10 protein-coding genes are annotated in these 13,544 nt (G+C 70.6%); 3 read left to right on the top strand and 7 right to left on the bottom strand.

What is annotated here, in order from left to right; all coding sequences use genetic code 11:
* Positions 1–5 precede the first annotated feature (5 nt).
* Complete coding sequence (locus OO69_RS07875) at positions 6–1,556, top strand: UxaA family hydrolase (RefSeq protein ID WP_051800836.1); 1,551 nt, start codon at positions 6–8, stop codon at positions 1,554–1,556.
* A 3-nt stretch (positions 1,557–1,559) separates the two neighbouring features.
* Here the strand turns inward: OO69_RS07875 and OO69_RS07870 are convergent, their stop codons facing one another.
* From OO69_RS07870 to OO69_RS07855, 4 genes are all read right to left on the bottom strand, one after another.
* Positions 1,560–2,174 carry a DinB family protein gene (locus OO69_RS07870; RefSeq protein WP_033279732.1) on the bottom strand — a complete coding sequence of 205 codons (615 nt, stop codon included), beginning with the start codon at positions 2,172–2,174 and terminating at the stop codon, positions 1,560–1,562.
* Between the two features lie 90 nt (positions 2,175–2,264).
* Positions 2,265–3,173 (bottom strand): GlxA family transcriptional regulator, encoded by a 909-nt coding sequence (locus tag OO69_RS07865; protein WP_033279731.1) that lies wholly within the window; start codon positions 3,171–3,173, stop codon positions 2,265–2,267.
* 10 nt (positions 3,174–3,183) lie between these two features.
* Positions 3,184–3,783 carry an isochorismatase family protein gene (locus tag OO69_RS07860; RefSeq protein ID WP_033279730.1) on the bottom strand — a complete coding sequence of 200 codons (600 nt, stop codon included), beginning with the start codon at positions 3,781–3,783 and terminating at the stop codon, positions 3,184–3,186.
* Positions 3,784–3,884: 101 nt separating this feature from the next.
* The gene (locus tag OO69_RS07855; RefSeq protein WP_033279729.1) at positions 3,885–7,259 is read right to left on the bottom strand and encodes a pyruvate carboxylase; all 3,375 of its coding nucleotides are present in this window, start codon (positions 7,257–7,259) and stop codon (positions 3,885–3,887) included.
* A 235-nt stretch (positions 7,260–7,494) separates the two neighbouring features.
* Between OO69_RS07855 and OO69_RS07850 the strand changes: the two genes are divergently transcribed.
* Positions 7,495–8,721 (top strand): chitinase, encoded by a 1,227-nt coding sequence (locus OO69_RS07850; RefSeq protein WP_051800835.1) that lies wholly within the window; start codon positions 7,495–7,497, stop codon positions 8,719–8,721.
* 80 nt (positions 8,722–8,801) lie between these two features.
* Here OO69_RS07850 and OO69_RS07845 read toward each other — a convergent pair whose 3' ends face one another.
* The 3 genes from OO69_RS07845 to OO69_RS07835 all read right to left on the bottom strand — a co-directional run bounded on the left by OO69_RS07845 (position 8,802) and on the right by OO69_RS07835 (position 12,404).
* Positions 8,802–9,542, bottom strand: coding sequence for a hypothetical protein (locus OO69_RS07845; protein WP_033279728.1), 741 nt, complete (start codon positions 9,540–9,542; stop codon positions 8,802–8,804).
* 82 nt (positions 9,543–9,624) lie between these two features.
* Positions 9,625–10,809 (bottom strand): M20 family metallopeptidase, encoded by a 1,185-nt coding sequence (locus tag OO69_RS07840; RefSeq protein ID WP_033279727.1) that lies wholly within the window; start codon positions 10,807–10,809, stop codon positions 9,625–9,627.
* Between the two features lie 35 nt (positions 10,810–10,844).
* Complete coding sequence (locus OO69_RS07835; protein WP_033279726.1) at positions 10,845–12,404, bottom strand: AbgT family transporter; 1,560 nt, start codon at positions 12,402–12,404, stop codon at positions 10,845–10,847.
* 113 nt (positions 12,405–12,517) lie between these two features.
* Between OO69_RS07835 and OO69_RS07830 the strand changes: the two genes are divergently transcribed.
* Positions 12,518–13,543: an Lrp/AsnC family transcriptional regulator gene (locus OO69_RS07830; RefSeq protein ID WP_033279725.1), complete on the top strand. Its 1,026-nt coding sequence runs from the start codon at positions 12,518–12,520 to the stop codon at positions 13,541–13,543.
* The last annotated feature ends 1 nt before the right edge of the window (position 13,544 follow it).

The raw sequence follows: 13,544 nt of genomic DNA, 5'->3' as shown, positions 1-13,544 counted from the left end.
ATCACGTGAACCGTGAACGTCGTGACGCAGTGGAACCGGAACCGGCGGCAACCGTCAGGCCGTTGGTGCCGCGTCCCGGCGTGGACGACATAGGGCTGCTCCTCAGCGACGTGCCGGAGGGAACGCCCCTCGAACTTCCCGACGGCACGACACCGGCCACCGAGGACATCGCCGCCGGACACAAGGTCGCGCTGCACGACATCGCCGAGGGCGCACCGGTCCGCAAGTACGGCGAGGTCATCGGCGTGGCCCTGGCCGACATCCCGGCGGGCGGCCACGTCCACGTGCACAACCTGGGAATCGGCCGCTGGGAGGAGCCGACCGCGAGCCCGTCGCCAAGGCGCACCCCGCCGACTCAGGTCTCCCCCACCCGCGAGCACTTCCTCGGATACCGCCGGCCGGACGGACGCGCGGCCACCCGGAACTACCTCGTCGTCGTCCCGACCGTGAACTGCTCCGCCACGGTGGCCCGGATGATCGCCCTGCGCGCCGACGCCCTGCACAAGGGAACACCGGGCCTCGACGGCGTCATCGCGCTCCCGCACGACCTCGGCTGCGGAATGGCGGAGGGCACTACCGGGGACGCGATCCTGCGCCGCACCCTGCGCGGCTATCTCGGCCACCCCAATGTCGCGGGCGCCCTCCTGATCAGCCTCGGCTGCGAGGTGAACCAGCCGGAGAACATCCTTGGCGGCAGTGTCGACGCGGAGACCCTCGCCATCCAGCAACTCGGCGGCACCGCGGCCACGTTGAACGCGGCGCTCGACCGCATCGCGGACCTGGTCTCCCGCATCACCCGGACACACCGCGTCCCGATCCCCCTCGCCGAACTCACCCTCGGCCTCCAGTGCGGCGGCAGCGACGCCTACTCCGGGCTGACCGCCAACCCCACACTCGGCGTGGCGGCAGATCTCCTCGTCGCGGCCGGCGGCAAGGTCGTGCTCGGCGAGACCCCGGAGATCTACGGCGCCCACCACCTCCTACGGGACAGGGCATCGACCCCGGAGGCGGCGGCCCGTATCGACCAACTCATCGCCTGGTGGCAGGAGTACACGGCCGCCAACGGCGCGACCCTCGACAACAACCCGTCGCGCGGCAACCGGGCCGGCGGCATCACGACCATCTGGGAGAAGTCCCTCGGCGCCGTACTCAAGTCCGGGACCACCCCGCTGAACGACGTGGTCGGATACGCGGAGCCGGTCACCGCACCGGGCCTCACCTTCATGGACACCCCCGGCTACGACCCGGTGTCGGCCACCGGCATGGTCGCCGGCGGCGCCAACCTGCTCGCCTTCACCACCGGCCGCGGCTCGCTGTTCGGCTCCCGTCCCGTCCCCTCCCTCAAGATCAGCACCACCAGCGGGCTGTACGACCGGATGCGCGGAGACATCGACTTCGACGCCGGGCCCGCGATGAGCCACACCGGTCAACTCACGTACGGCACTGCCCTGTTCGAGGCCCTCGTGGACATGGCCTCCGGCACCGAGAGCAAGTCCGAGGCGCTCGGTTTCGGCACGGAGGAGATCGTCCCCTGGCGCATGGGAGCGGTTCTGTGACGGTCAGCCGCGCTCTCGGTACAGGTCGCGCAGCAGGGCGATCTCGGCTCCGTGGTGCAGCACTTCCTGGTTGACCCACCACACGACGTCGATGAACGGCTCCTCCGCGTCGCTGCCGTGCGGATAGGTGCAGTACCCCACGGTGTCGAGCGCGGCCTCGCCCGCACCCACCAATGCCTTCCGCCAGGCACCCACACCGACGTCGAAGGCATCGACCCCACCGACGGCGTCGCCGCTGACGGCGTAGTCGTCCCGGGTCAAGGTGCGGCTGCCGGCCGTGTGGTCGGCCCGGATGGTCAGCAGCTCGGCGAGATGGCTCAGCCGCCACGCGATGGTGGTGAAGGGCGGCGGCCAAGGGTGTGGGTAGGCAGCGGCATCGCGTCCCCAATCACCCTGTCCCGTCAGGGCAGTTGCCCGCGCTCCCGGGCCGTCCGTCCGGCGCCGCACCGACCAGCAGTCCGGCACCGGCTCCCACAAGTACTCCGCGTCGGTCATGGGCCCGACCCGGGTGTCCGTCCCGTCGCCGCTGTCCATGACGGGCCCTGTCATCCGGCCGGAGAGGCGCTCGCAGGCGAAGTCGAACTGGTCGAGCAGCGGAACCAGCCGGGGTGGGATCACTGGACACTCCTGAGGCAAGCCGGTCGGGCTTCGGTACGGCGGTCCGCCGACCCGGCAACCTAACAGCGTCCCTGCCCTGGCGCCTCTCAATTACGGGGTACGGGCGCGCAGTCGGCGCAGCATCCGGGCGTCCTCGAACCCGACCGACCGCGCGGCCGCGTCGACCGTGGCGCCGTGGCTGATGAGGTGCTCGGCGCGTTCGAGGCGCAGGGTCTGCTGGTAGCGCAGCGGGGTGAGCCCGGTGGCCCGGCCGAAGAGGCGGGTCAGGGTGCGCTCGCTGACGCCGACCGCCGAGGCGAGGGCGGGCAGCGGAAGCGCCTCGTCGAAGCGCGTGTCGATGAGGTCCTGGGCGCGGTGCACCGTGTCGTCGAGGTGGGAGCGGTGCCGGAGCATCGCGCTGGTCTGCGGTTCGTGGCCGTTGCGGCGGGCGTAGACGACCATGTCCCGGGCGATCTGCGCGGCCACGGCGGGGCCGTGCCGGGTGGCGACGATGTGCAGGGCGAGGTCGATCCCGCTGGCGATCCCGGCCGAGGTGATGACCCGGTCGTCGGTGGTGAACAGGACGTCGCGGACGACCGTCGCCTTCGGGTGGCGCAGGGCGAGTTCGTCCTGGACGTCGTGGTGGGTGGTGCAGTGGCGGCCGTCGAGGAGCCCGGCCCGGCCGAGCGCGTCGGCACCGGCGCAGACGCTGGCCACCGTCCCGCCCCGGGCGTGATGGTCCCGGAGCGCCCGCAGCGTCGTAGCGCCGATGGCGGGTGCGTCGGCCAGGGTTACGGCACGCCATCCCGGCACCACGATCAGGTCCTCGGGGCCAAGCTCGGGCCAGTCGATCCCGGCCGTCAGCGGCAGCCCCTGGGCGCTGGCGACCTGGGGCTGCTCGGCGACGTAGGAGAGCGTGTAGGGGTGCCCGAAGTCGGCCGCCGTGGAGAAGACCTGCGCGGGGCCGGCCAGGTCCAGCAGGTGGACTCCGGGGACCAGGAAGAAGACGACGTGGCTCACGATCCGGTCATCATGCCTGATGTGCGGCGGCGGCTTCCAGTTCGTCGACCGTCGCGATGGTGGCGAAGCGGCCGGCGAGGGCGTATTCCGTGCGGCGGATGATCTCGTCGGCCGGGAGGGTGCGGGGGTCGGCGAGGAGTTCGGCGACCGTCTGGTCGGCGGGGGCGTCGCGGTGCGGGATGGGGTTGGTGGCGGTCGCGTCGGTGACGAAGGTGACCCGGTAGCCGAAGTCGCTCGCGACGCGGGTGGTGGTCTCGACGCACTGCTCGGTGCGGATGCCGCAGACGGTGAGCTCGCGGACGCCGTGTTCGGTGAGGAGTTGCTGAAGGTTGGTGGTGGTGAAGGCGTTGTGCGAGGTCTTGTGGAGGAGCGGTTCGCCCTCCGCGCGCTCCAGTCCGTCGATGAGCCGCACGTGGCCGAGGGCCGGGTCGAAGACGTCGCCGCTGCCGGGCTCGGAGTGCAGCACCCACACCACGAGGTCACCGGCCCGGCGGGCGAGCTGGACCAGACGGTTCGCCTGGTCGGCGATCTTCGGGTCGGAGATGGTCTCCCACAGCGGGCGGGCGCGGAAGGATTCCTGGATGTCGATGACGATCAGTGCTCGGGTCATGTCCCCAGACTGCGCTGTCCGGGCGGGGTGACGACAGGCCGCATCGGGTCCGGGACCGGACCGATCCGGTCACCGCGAGGCGGCCTGCCGCACCCTCCCGGTCACCTCAGCTCGACGAGCAGGTCGCCGCCCTCCACCTGCTGGATGCGGTTGATGGCGAGGCGGGAGACCCGGCCGGACTTGGGCGCGGTGATCGACGCCTCCATCTTCATGGCCTCGATCGTGGCGACGGTGGCACCGGCCTCCACCTCGTCGCCCTCCTCGACCGAGAGGGTGACCACGCCCGCGAACGGGGCAGCCACATGGCCGGAGTTGGCGCGGTCGGCCTTCTCGGTGACGGGGACGTCGGAGGCGGCGGCGGTGTCGCGGACCTGGATCGGCCGGAGTTGCCCGTTCAGCGCGGACATCACCGTGCGCAGCCCGCGTTCGTCGGCCTCGCCCACGGCCTCCAGCTCGATCAGGAGTCGGACACCGGGCTCCAGGTCGACCGCGTACTCCTTGCCGGGCCGGATGCCGTAGAAGAAGTCCTTGCTGTCGAGGACGCTGGTGTCGCCGTAGGTCTGGCGGTGGGTCTCGAACTCGCGGGTCGGGCCGGGGAACAGCAGGCGGTTGAGGGTGGCGCGGCGGTCCTTGTCGAGGGCCGTGCGGTCCTCGGGGCTCAGGTCCTGGACGGGCTTGGGGGCGGCGCGGCCCTGGAGTGCCTTGGTGCGGAACGGCTCGGGCCAGCCGCCGGGCGGGGTGCCCAACTCGCCGCGCAGGAAGCCGATCACGGAGTCCGGGATGTCGTAGCGGTCGGGGGACGCCTCGAAGTCGGCGGGGCTGACCCCGGCGCCGACCAGGTGCAGGGCGAGGTCGCCGACGACCTTCGAGGACGGGGTGACCTTCACCAGGTGGCCGAGGATGCGGTCGGCGGCGGCGTACATCGCCTCGATGTCCTCGAAGCGGTCGCCGAGGCCGAGCGCGATGGCCTGGGTGCGCAGGTTGGAGAGCTGGCCGCCGGGGATCTCGTGGTGGTAGACGCGGCCGGTGGGTGAGGCGAGGCCCGCCTCGAAGGGGGCGTAGATCTTGCGGACGCTCTCCCAGTACGGCTCGAGGTCGCCGATGGCCTGGAGGTCGAGGCCGGTGGGGCGCTCGGAGTAGTCCGTCGCGGCGACGATCGCCGACAGGGACGGCTGCGAGGTCGTACCCGCCATGGAGGCCACCGCGCCGTCGACGGCGTCCGCGCCCGCCTGGATCGCGGCGAGGTAAGTGGCGAGCTGGCCGCCCGCCGTGTCGTGCGTGTGCAGGTGGACCGGCAGCCCGAACTCGCGGCGCAGCGCCGATACGAGGGTCGCGGCGGCCGGGGCGCGCAGCAGGCCAGCCATGTCCTTGACGGCCAGGACGTGTGCGCCCGCTTCTACGATCTGTTCGGCCAGGCGGAGGTAGTAATCGAGCGTGTAGAGGCGCTCGTTGGGGTCGGACAGGTCCGAGGTGTAGCAGAGGGCGACCTCGGCGATCGACGTTCCGGTGGCGCGTACGGCGTCGATGGCCGGGCGCATCTGGCCCACGTCGTTGAGCGCGTCGAAGATGCGGAAGATGTCGATACCGGTGGCGGCGGCCTCCTGGACGAAGGCGTCGGTCACCTGGGTCGGATACGGCGTGTAGCCGACGGTGTTGCGGCCGCGCAGCAGCATCTGGAGGCAGATGTTGGGGACGGCCTCGCGCAGGGCGGCCAGCCGGTCCCAGGGGTCCTCGGCGAGGAAGCGCAGCGCCACGTCGTAGGTGGCGCCGCCCCAGCACTCCAGGGAGAGGAGTTGGGGCACGGTGTGGGCGACGACCGGGGCGACCGCGAGGAGGTCCTTGGTGCGGACGCGGGTGGCGAGGAGGGACTGGTGGGCGTCGCGGAAGGTGGTGTCGGTGACGCCGATCGTGGGCGACTCGCGCAGGTGGCGGGCGAAGCCCTCGGGGCCGAGTTCGGCGAGCAACTGCCGTGAACCGGCCGGAGGTTCGGTGTTCGGGACCGGCGGCAGCTTGGTGGTGGGGTCGATCAGGTCGGGACGTTCACCGTGCGGCTTGTTGACCGTGACGTCGGCCAGGTAGGTGAGCAACTTGGTGCCGCGGTCCGCCGATTGACGGGCCGTCAGGAGCTGTGGGCGCTGCTCGATGAACGAGGTGGTGATCCGCCCCGCCTGGAAGTCCGGGTCGTCCAACACCGCTTGCAGGAAGGGGATGTTGGTGGCCACACCGCGGATGCGGAACTCGGCGACAGCGCGCCGCGCGCGGTTGACGGCGGTGGTGAAGTCCCGGCCCCGGCAGGTTAGTTTGACCAGCATGGAGTCGAAGTGCGCGCTGATCTCCGTACCCGCGTGGGTGGTTCCGCCGTCGAGCCGGATGCCGGAGCCGCCGGGCGAACGGTAGGCGCTGATCCGGCCGGTGTCCGGGCGGAAGCCGTTGGCGGGGTCCTCGGTGGTGATACGGCACTGCAGCGCGGCACCATGCAGGGTGACCGTCTCCTGAGACAGGCCCAGGTCGGCGAGGGTCTCCCCCGAGGCGATCCGCAACTGCGCCTGCACGAGGTCGACGTCGGTGACCTCCTCGGTGACCGTGTGCTCCACCTGGATGCGCGGGTTCATCTCGATGAAGACGTGCTTGCCGGCCGGGTCGAGGAGGAACTCGACGGTGCCCGCGTTGCGGTAGCCGATCTCGCGGGCGAAGCGGACGGCGTCGGCGCAGATGCGGTCGCGCAGGGCGGGGTCGAGGTTGGGCGCGGGGGCCAGCTCGACGACCTTCTGGTGCCGGCGTTGCAGCGAGCAGTCGCGCTCGAAGAGGTGGATGACGTTGCCCTCGCCGTCGGCGAGGATCTGCACCTCGATGTGCCGGGGGTCGACGACGGCCTTCTCCAGGAACACCGTGGCGTCACCGAAGGCGGACATGGCCTCGCGCGCTGCGGCCTCGATGGACTCGCGCAGGGTCGCGGGGTCCTCGACGCGGCGCATACCGCGTCCGCCGCCGCCGGCGACCGCCTTCACGAACACCGGGAAGCCGATCTCCTCGGCGGCGCGGACCAGTTCGTCGACGTCGGTGGAGGGAGCCGAGGAGCCGAGCACCGGTACGCCGGCCGCGCGGGCGGCGGCGATCGCGGTGGCCTTGTTGCCGGTCATCTCCAGGATGTGGGCGCTGGGGCCGACGAAGGTGATGCCCGCCTCCTCGCAGGCGCGGGCGAGTTCGGGGTTCTCGGAGAGGAACCCGTAGCCCGGATAGACCGCGTCCGCTCCCGCCCGCTGGGCCGCGCGGACGATCTCCTCGACGGAGAGATACGCGCGGACCGGATGACCGGGCTCGCCGATCTCGTAGGCCTCGTCGGCCTTGAGCCGGTGCAGCGAATTACGGTCCTCGTGCGGGAAGACCGCGACCGTTCGCGCACCCAGCTCATAGCCGGCGCGGAACGCCCTGATCGCGATCTCTCCACGGTTGGCGACCAGCACCTTGCGGAACATTCCCGATCCCTTCAGCCTGCCGATGACGTGCACCATGGTGTCGGCGCCGCCCGTATAACGCCATGTGAGCCGGGACACTAGTCGCAAACGTGTCGCGCCGAGCGGTCCGCCGGGCCGACGGTAAAGAAATCGTATGGTCTAGTCCAAAGTGAGCTTTGGTCCAGTCCAATCCATTGACGTGACCGCGACAGCGCCAGAAGCTGGGCGCCTCCCCCATCCCCACCGGAGGCACAACGTGACACGTCTTCGTGCATGTCTGGTCGCGGCGGCCGCCGTGACGACCGCCGCCGCGGGCACGACCGCGCTGGTCGCGACCAACGCCCAGGGCGCCACCAACGCGGCCACCGCGCTCAGCAACCGCTGGTACGCCGCGGCCCCCTATCTGATGCCGACGGACAACAACCCGCCGGACGCGGGCGCCATCATGGACGCCACCGGCCTCAAGGCCTTCCAGCTCGCCTTCGTCCTCGCCCCCAACGGCGGCGGCTGCACCCCCACCTGGGGCGGCACCTCACCGGTCTCCTCGGACACCGCCGTCCAGTCGGTCATCAACACGATCCGCGCCAAGGGCGGCGACGTCTCCGTCTCCATCGGCGGCTACGGCGGCACCAAGCTCGGCCAGGCCTGCGCCGACCCGGCCTCGACGGCGGCGGCGTACCAGCAGGTGATCACCAAGTACGGCCTGCACGCGATCGACTTCGACCTGGAGGAGCCGGAGTACGAGAACACCGCGGCCATCCACAACGAGATCGGCGCGGCCAAGATCCTCCAGCAGAACAACGCGGGCCTGTACGTCTCTGTCACCACGGCCGGTACGGCGGACGGTACGGGCTGGTTCGGCAAGCAGATGTTGCTGGAGGCGAAGTCGCAGGGCTTCACGCCGAACAACTTCTCCATCATGCCGTTCGACGGCGGCTTCAACGGCGCGGCCTCGCAGACCAGCGCGCTCACCAACTTCAACTCCATCCTGCAGTCCACGTTCGGCTGGGACCAGGCGACCGCGTACGCCCACGAGGGCTTCTCGGGCATGAACGGCCGCAGCGACACCGGCGAGTACTTCACCCAGGCGGACTTCCAGACCGTCCTGAACTACGCCACCAGCCACAACATGGACCGCTTCACGTTCTGGTCCCTCAACCGCGACCGCCAGTGCAGTCCGGTCGACAACGGCGGTACGACGTCCGGGACTTGCTCCAGCGTGGCGCAGAACGCCTGGGACTTCGCCAAGTACTCGGTGCAGTTCGCGGGCGTGACCCCGCCGACCTCGACACCCACGCCGACCCCGACTCCGACACCCACCCCCGGCGGTACGTGCAAGACGGCGTGGAGTTCCACGGCCGTCTACACGCAGGGCAACGAGGTGTCGTACGGCAACCACAACTGGGTGGCCAAGTGGTGGACCCAGAACGAGGTGCCCGGTGCCTCCCAGTGGGGCCCCTGGCAGGACGAGGGCTCCTGCTGATCCGGCGGGATCAGTAGGACATGGGCTGCGACGTCAAGTAGGCCTTGAGTAGGCGTACTTGGCGTCGCTGTCCGCTGCCGTCAGAGGATGTTGACCGCTCGCGCCACCACCAGGACGACGATCGACACGGAGACCGTGGACTGGCCCATCATCAGCATCTTGGCCCAGCGGGAGAGCGGCATCACGTCGGTCGGGCTGAAGGCGGTGGAGTTGGTGAAGGCCAGGTACAGGTAGTCCAGGAACACCGGTTCCCAGTCCGGCGGCGCGGTCTCCGGGCTCTGCATCTGCACGAAGAGGAAGTCGGCGTACTGGTGGTGCCCCATGACCCGCGCCATCGGACCGCCGCGGTCCCACTCCCAGTACCAGAGGGCGAACACGATGACGTTCGTCAGCCAGATGGCGCCGCCGGTCAGCAGCAGCGGCCCGGCGCCCAGCCCCTCGGTGCCCTTGACCAGGCCCACCACCAGCCGGGCCGCCGACCAGCTGTTGGCCAGGCTGATCACGCCCGTCAGGACCAGGCTCGGCCAGCGCAGCCACCGGGTGCCGGGCTCGATCCGCCGGGGATTGGCGACGAACAGGCCGACCATCAGGGCGAGTTCGAGAGCTGGCAGCAGCCAGTACGGCTGGAAGGCGAGCCGGTGCGGCAGCATCAGCTGCAGGGCGAACGCCACCAGGATCACGGCGGACACCGCCCACCGTGTCTCCCCGCGCGTCACCCGGCGCCACGCGGGCTCCACATCGCGCCGGCTGTCCTCCAGGAGCCGCTCGATCCTGGCCAAGCGGCTCTCGGAGTCGTCTCTACCGTCCGTACCGTCCGTCATGGCACTGATTGTCCCCGGTGAGCAGTCCATCGGATGACGCGCCCCACCCGAGTCGCCCGCGGATGTTCCCAGTTGGCCGTGGTCACCCCCGCAGCGGTTCCGCCAGCCGCCCCAACAGCCCGGCGACCAGCGCGGTCTGGGCCGGAACGGTGTCCGGGTAGATGAACTCGCCCTGCGCATGCGCCCCGTCGCCGACCGCCCCCATGCCGCACAGCACCGGCAGCCCGAGCGCGGCGACGAAGTTGGCGTCACTGGCCCCGCCGACGGCGGCGTCGGGCAGATGGCCGCGACCCTGCTCACGGGCGACCTCACGAGCCATGTCGAGCAGTGGCGCGGAGGCCGCGTTGAGGGTCATCGGGGGCCGGTTCCAGGCGTGGTCGATGTCGATGCGGACGCGCGGGTCGCTGACCTCGATGGCGTCCAACTCCTCGTCCACCCGGGCCTGTTCGGCCGCGCTGCTGACCCGGATGTCGACCCCGGCGGTGGCCTGCCCGGCGACGACGTTGATGGCCGAACCGCCCTTGAACAGCCCGGTGTTGATCGTGGTCCCCTTGTCCGGCGCGGCGACCTTCGCCGCGGCCACCACGAACTCGGACAGCGCGGTGATCGCACTCGCCCCGTCCTGCGGCGCGAGCCCGGCGTGCGATTCGACGCCGGTGGCGGTGACGTGGAAGATCCCGGTGCCCTTGCGGGCGGTCTTCACCGCGCCGTGGGCACTCGGCTCCAGCACCAGCGTGACGTCCACCTTCTGCGCGACCTCCTCGATCACCGGCCGCGAGGACAGGGACCCGATCTCCTCGTCGCCGTTGAAGAGAAAGGTGACGGCGGGCAGCGGCACACTGCTCTCCCGGGCCAGCTTCAGCGCCCAAATCCCTTGCGCCAGACCGGTCTTCATGTCGAAGATGCCGGGCCCGCTCAGCTTCTCCCGCCCGTCCTCGCCCAACGCCGGCTGCTCCCATCCGGCGAGGGTCCCGGTCGGCCACACGGTGTCGTAGTGCCCGACGAGCGCGACATGCCCGGGGCCGGTGCCGCCGTAGGTCAGCGTGAAGGTGTCACCGCACTCGCCCCCGGGGTGACGCTCCTCGTGGTCGGGCGGGCCGAGCCGCTGGACGGTCAGCTCGCGCAGCAGGTCCAGGCCGCTCGCGAGGCCGGGGAGGTCGTAGCTGCCGGTCTCGTGGCGGACGAGGGTCAGGATGTCCTCGACGATCTGCGAAGAGACCTCCTGGGCGCGGGTGGTGAGGGCGGCGGGTGCGGGTGACGCGGTCATGATCTGCCTTCTCGTACGACGGTGGGGACGCGGGTTCAGCTGATGCCGAGCGGGATGCCCAGCAGGTACCAGGCCACGAAGAACGCGACCCAGACCACCCACACGACGGCGGCGATCGGGATCGTGAAGGAGGCCAGGGTGCCGATGCCGGCGGACTTGCGGTACTGCTGGATGAAGCCCAGGGCCATGACGAAGTAGGGGCTCATCGGGGTCACGCAGTTGGTGACAGAGTCGGCGACGCGGTAGACGGCCTGGGTGGTCTCGGGCTCGATGCCGATGAGCATCAGCATGGGGACGAGGACCGGCGCGGCCAGGGCCCAGAGCGCGGAGCCGCTGGTGATGACGAGGTTCATGAAGGTGATCAGTACGGCGATGCCGACCAGCACGGTCCAGCCGTGCAGGTGCAGGTCGCGCAGGGTCTCGGCGCCCTTGATCGCGAGGATGTCGCCGATGTTCGTCCACTTGAAGTAGGCGAGGAACTGGGCGATCGCGAAGAACAGGACGAGGATGGGCGCCATCGAGCGGGTGCCGTCGACCATCGCGCCGATGCTGTCGCGGGCGGCGGTGAAGGTGCCGGTCATCCGGCCGTAGACGGTGCCGAGCACGGCGAAGAAGACGCCGAGGACGAGCGCCATGCCGCCGATCAGCGGGGAGTTGACGATGCCGCCGCCCTCGCCGCGCAGGGGTGAGGACGAGGGGATCATCGCCGCCGCGAGGAACGCGAGGAAGCCGACGGCGACCAGGCCGGTGGTGCGCAGGGCACGCCGCTGCCGGTCGGTGACCTCGATCTCCGCCAGCTCTTCGGCGCCCAGCGCGGCGACCGGCTCGTCGGGTTCCAGGTCGGAGCGGCGGGCGAGGACCTTGTCGACGACGAGGGTGATCACCAGCGCGACCAGGACGGACGAGCCGAGCCCGAAGAAGTAGTTGGCGACCGGCGTGACGACGTAGTGCGCGTCGATGGTGTGGGCGGCGGCCGTGGAGATCCCGGACAGCAGGACGTCGGTGGTGGTGAGCGACGGTGAGGCGTCGTACCCGGCGGCGATCGAGACATAGGCGACGACACAGCCGAGGACCGGGCTGCGGCCGGCCGCGCGGAAGACCAGGGCGCCGAGCGGGATGAGCGTGACGTAGGCGGCGTCACCGGCGACATGGCTGACCATGGCCGTCATCGACAGGGCGAAGGTGAGGTACTTGCCCGGGACGCGCGCGACCATGCGGCGCAGCAGGGCGGAGAACAGTCCGCTCTTCTCGGCGACGGCGATGCCGAACATCACGGTGAGGATGGTGGCCAGCGGTGGGAAGGCCGCGTAGTTGTCGACGGCTCCCTCGACGGCCATGGTGAGGCCGTCCTTGCTGAGCAGGTTCTGCACCTTGATGGTGTCGCGCGTGCCGGGGTGCAGGGCGCTGAGGCCGGCCGCGGACAGGACGGCGCTGAGGACGGCGACGATTCCCGCGAGGATCCAGAACAGCCAGAAGGGGTTGGGGAGTCTGTTGCCGACCTTCTCGATCGCCGTCAGGCCACGGAACGCGGTGCGCAGGACTCTCGACTGCGGCTCGGTGGACGGGGGCTGAGGTTGAGCGGAGGTGACACTCATCGGTACCTCTTGGCGCGATGGGGGGATGTTCCTGCGAACAATGGCACTCAGATGAGAGATTCTCTATATCTTGGAAGTAACAGTGGGATTAAACAGCACCTTAGAGTGAGGCCATGACCCGTCCTCTCCTCGACGAGCTCGACCGGCGCCTCATCGGCGCGCTGCACCTGGCGCCCCGGGCCACCTGGGACGACATCGGCGAGATCCTGGCCGCCGACGCCAGCACGCTCAAACGCCGTTACGACCGCTTGCACGAGGCACGCATGGTGCGCGTGATCGGGCAGGCCGACTGGGGCGTCCACTCCACGGCGATGCCCGTCCACGTCTTCCTGGACATCACCGGCGAGAGTCCCCTCGCGGTCCTGCACCGGCTCCGTGACCTGCCCCACCTCCAGCTGCTGGCGCAGATCTCGGGCGACTACCCGCTCTACGCCGTCGTGCACGCCCCGTCCGAGGCGGCGACCAGCGAGGCGATCGACCGGATGTTCTCCGTGCCCGGCGTCCGACGCGTCAACGCCCTGCCCGCGCTCAGCACGCTGCGCCGGGGCATCACCTGGGACCCGCAGTTCCTCACCGACACCGAGCGCGCCGACCTGCTGAAGCTCACCGGCTCCCGCCCCGAGGGCACCGCGACCGCGACACCCCCGGCGAAGCCGCTCAGCGAGGCCGAGCGGAGTGTCGTGGCCCAACTGCTGCAGGACAGCCGCGCCTCCGCCGCGAGCATCGCCCGCACCGCGGACCTGGCCACCTCCACCGCGCACCGCGTGGTCCGCCGGGTCCTGGACGAGGGCTGGGTCAAGCCGCGGTTGGAGATCGTGTCGGAGTGGCTGGGCTTCCAGACCGCGTTCATCCTCCGGCTGCGAGTGGCACCGGGGGCGACCCCCGAAGTGATGCGCGGCATCGACCAGTTGCCCCAGACGCGGCTCGCCGCGCACGTCGCCAGCGACATGTCCGTCCTCGCCACCGGCCTGGTCACCGACCGCGCCGCGCTGGCGCTCTTCGTCGACGACGAACTGGCCAGGATCCCCGGCCTGTTGGGCGTCAGCGTCGCCGTGATGCTCGCCGAACCCCGCCGCTACTGGCTGGACCGCGACCTGACCACCGGACTCGGTGCGTTCCACGCACCCACACTGCTCTGAG

Origin of the sequence: Streptomyces sp. NRRL F-525 (genome assembly GCF_000716605.1) — a bacterium.
GTDB lineage: Bacteria > Actinomycetota > Actinomycetes > Streptomycetales > Streptomycetaceae > Streptomyces.
Note: the sequence above shows the minus strand (reverse complement) of the source record. Positions and strands in the feature narration are given on the sequence as shown.

Bases quoted from the DNA above. Each gene is read 5' to 3' on its own strand.
- OO69_RS07860 (WP_033279730.1), bottom strand. From the start codon at position 3,783: ATGACCCGAGCACTGATCGTCATCGACATCCAGGAATCCTTCCGCGCC.
- OO69_RS07855 (WP_033279729.1), bottom strand. From the start codon at position 7,259: ATGTTCCGCAAGGTGCTGGTCGCCAACCGTGGAGAGATCGCGATCAGG.
- OO69_RS07845 (WP_033279728.1), bottom strand. From the start codon at position 9,542: ATGACGGACGGTACGGACGGTAGAGACGACTCCGAGAGCCGCTTGGCC.
- OO69_RS07840 (WP_033279727.1), bottom strand. From the start codon at position 10,809: ATGACCGCGTCACCCGCACCCGCCGCCCTCACCACCCGCGCCCAGGAG.
- OO69_RS07835 (WP_033279726.1), bottom strand. From the start codon at position 12,404: ATGAGTGTCACCTCCGCTCAACCTCAGCCCCCGTCCACCGAGCCGCAG.
- OO69_RS07830 (WP_033279725.1), top strand. From the start codon at position 12,518: ATGACCCGTCCTCTCCTCGACGAGCTCGACCGGCGCCTCATCGGCGCG.